The following is a 2,789-nucleotide window of genomic DNA, read 5'->3' as shown; positions in this document are numbered from 1 at the left end:
TAAACTTACTTAAAAATCGCTTTAAACGCTGTCTTAATTTCAGTGATAATCTCATGCAACGTCTTACCTTCCATCATTTTGACGGCTTGATAGATAATACCCACGGCAAGCATACCAAAGACAGAGACAATCATTGAGATAAAAGACTGGCTCATCACAGACAACTGCCAGCTTTGATGTTCAATGATGAATGCCCCACCTGCCAAGCCAAAATAGGCACTAAATGCAAATTTAATGGCAACACCAAATGACAACTTGAGCTTGCCGTCTTTATCAATGTCGCCAGAAAGGGTCAAAGCAAAGATTGCCCCGATGATGACAGCAAAGATTTTGATGATTAAAGGAATGTTACTTAGGTTTTGTGGCATAGATTGCTCCATTAAAAAACCGCCCAAAGGCGGTATATTGTTAGCACTTGCACGATGAACAATGCCATCAGCACAAGCATAAAGAATAAGGTTTCTATTTTGTTCAAATTGATATTTGCTCCTAGTTCAAGTTTGATAAGGAAACGGCAAATCGGTTACATCTGCCACTAAAATATGCTCCTGCGCGGTGTATGAGTGAGAATAATAGCTCACCTCTAACCGCCCTGTATGCCTGATGATACGCTCATACACTTCTATTGGCTCTTGATAAAACATATGATTGTGTATCGCTCCTGTGTAGATAATGCCAGAATTAAGCCCAAGCGGGGTAAACCCAACATAAATGATGTGCCACAGCCCATTTGTGTCATATTGATGTGTCAGACCTGTGGTGCTTAAACTGGTGGCATATTTTCGCCCCTGTTGCATCAAGTGATAATTGCAATCGCCAAGAGTGCGATAAAACCAAGCCAACTCAGGCTGTGAATTGTCTAGCCCCATTGCCGCCTTTAATATTTCGTTGGCAAATTCATTGGGGCGATTGCCAGTTTTAAAGCTAAAATTGGGATTGGCGTACTTTTGTGAGATAAGTTCAAGCATTTTTTGGACACAAGTTTCATCATCATAACGACCAGAATCAATACCAAGCTCTTGTGCTAGTGTATGATACATACCTGCATAAGACGCTAAATCCAAGCTCTCTATGACTTTTTGTTTATCCACTTTGTTTTTTGGGACATAAAGCGGACTGATGACCTTTTTAAGTTTTAGGGCGTATCCATCACTGGTATAAGTGATGTTGCCATCTGTGTCATAAGTAGTCAGCCCCACCTTTGCTTTTTTGATGTATCTACCAAAAAAATAAACCCGATATTGTTCAAGACGAGTATCGGACATATAATAATGCGAAGCAAAGATGTATCTTGCCCCACCATTTTTAAGCCTGACCTTGCCACGATAAGACAGCCCAACAGCATCAGAAAAAGCGTGTCTGATTGCCAAATTATCTGCAACAGAAGCATCATAATGAATGAACCCCAAGACATCATCTTGAGTAGGGACATCAATATAGCCCAAATAATCGGCTTGTTTGGCTGATACTGGCGTGCTATTTAGCTCATCATCACGCAAAGATATATGATAGGCACGCAATCTGTCAGCTTTGATGAGCGTCAGAATAATGTCTTGACTTTCAAATTGCACTTTGCCGTTTTTATCGTAAACTTTAAAATTACTCATTTATATGCCCGTAATATATCTTATAATCTACCGTTATGGCTCTATCTATCAGTAAGTCATCAACCTTGGCAAACTCATAAGATGCCCCATTAGCTGTGGGGGTAATGTTAATGTTCTTGACAAACACATCAAAGCCCACCCCTGCTATCAGCACGGCAAAATACACCGCCTTGGTGCCTGCTGGTGGCGTATAAGTGATATTGCCTTTGCCTGTGTGCGTTTTTGGTACAACAATAAAGCCGTCTATTTTTAGCAGTTCAGACGAAAGATATTCAACTAATTTCCCCTGCTCATCCCATACTTTAAGCCCAATCATAAAAAATGCCCCAGCTCGAATGCCTTTCTGCCATTCGCATAAAAGCCCACCAAACCACGGCTGGTCAGCTGAATTTTTGTGCCATCACCAAAGGTAGAGTTAATCTCTATTGTGCCATTTTTAAACAGTCGCCATCCACTTCTGCCTTGTACATAGTTATCAGACTGTATGCTGTCAGCAATGTGGAGCATATTGATAGAGCCGTGAGCGATAAACGCCGTATCAAAATAACTACCCTTTTGCACAAGTACCCCATTGATGGTCTGTGGGACAGTCAGTACACTAAACATCGGTCGCTTAGTGCCGTCAGGTGATACTACGTCAAGAACATCAGCACGAATGGCAAATCTTGACTTGCCGTTTGAGCTTACCAAACCAATGCCAGCAACCACCCCACCGCTTTCAACTTTTACCGTCCACTGAGCTTTTAGCCCATTAATGGATTGGCTATGTTGTTGAATGCTGGCGGTATGCTGTCCAACCGTGGTTTGTAGTGTGCTGTATTTGCTTGCTTCTGCGTTGATACGACCTTCTACTTGACTGACCTTGGTCGTCAAGTTGTTCAGGGCGGCGGCATCGGCTTTTTGTCCAAGATTTGCTCCAAACTGGGATAGTTGTTGGGCTGTTGCTTTGTCTTTTTCAGATAAAGTGCGTAACTGAGCATCAATACTGGCTTTGTTGCCGTTTACCGTGCTTTGCAAACTGTCCACTCTTTGCGTAAGTGCCGCATTGGTACTGGCTCTTGTTTGCTCTTCATGAGCCAAGCTAGCGGTTAGTGTGGTATCAGCAAGTTTGTATGCGGCGTCAAGGGCAGCGATACGCTGGGCTGTTGCTTGCTCTTTGGTCGCTTGGGCTTGTTTAAATTC

Annotated in this window: 3 protein-coding genes and 1 pseudogene; all 4 read right to left on the bottom strand. The window is 42.6% G+C overall.

Annotated features, from left to right (window positions below; translation table 11 throughout):
• Positions 1 to 5 precede the first annotated feature (5 nt).
• The gene (locus tag CEW93_RS10550; RefSeq protein ID WP_089540950.1) at positions 6 to 368 is read right to left on the bottom strand and encodes a hypothetical protein; all 363 of its coding nucleotides are present in this window, start codon (positions 366 to 368) and stop codon (positions 6 to 8) included.
• A 126-nt stretch (positions 369 to 494) separates the two neighbouring features.
• Positions 495 to 1,607, bottom strand: coding sequence for a hypothetical protein (locus CEW93_RS10545; RefSeq protein ID WP_089540948.1), 1,113 nt, complete (start codon positions 1,605 to 1,607; stop codon positions 495 to 497).
• Positions 1,600 to 1,923: a hypothetical protein gene (locus tag CEW93_RS10540; protein ID WP_089540946.1), complete on the bottom strand. Its 324-nt coding sequence runs from the start codon at positions 1,921 to 1,923 to the stop codon at positions 1,600 to 1,602. The genes CEW93_RS10545 and CEW93_RS10540 overlap by 8 nt, the downstream gene beginning before the upstream one ends.
• Positions 1,920 to 2,789 (bottom strand): annotated as a pseudogene (locus CEW93_RS10535) (DUF1983 domain-containing protein); the annotation flags it as partial. The gene CEW93_RS10540 and the pseudogene CEW93_RS10535, both read right to left, overlap by 4 nt.

Source organism: Moraxella sp. VT-16-12, assembly GCF_002224245.2.
GTDB lineage: Bacteria > Pseudomonadota > Gammaproteobacteria > Pseudomonadales > Moraxellaceae > Moraxella.
Note: the sequence above shows the minus strand (reverse complement) of the source record. Positions and strands in the feature narration are given on the sequence as shown.

Excerpts from the sequence above, each read along its gene's own strand:
- CEW93_RS10550 (WP_089540950.1), bottom strand. The coding sequence starts at position 368 with ATGCCACAAAACCTAAGTAACATTCCTTTAATCATCAAAATCTTTGCT.
- CEW93_RS10545 (WP_089540948.1), bottom strand. The coding sequence starts at position 1,607 with ATGAGTAATTTTAAAGTTTACGATAAAAACGGCAAAGTGCAATTTGAA.
- CEW93_RS10540 (WP_089540946.1), bottom strand. The coding sequence starts at position 1,923 with ATGATTGGGCTTAAAGTATGGGATGAGCAGGGGAAATTAGTTGAATAT.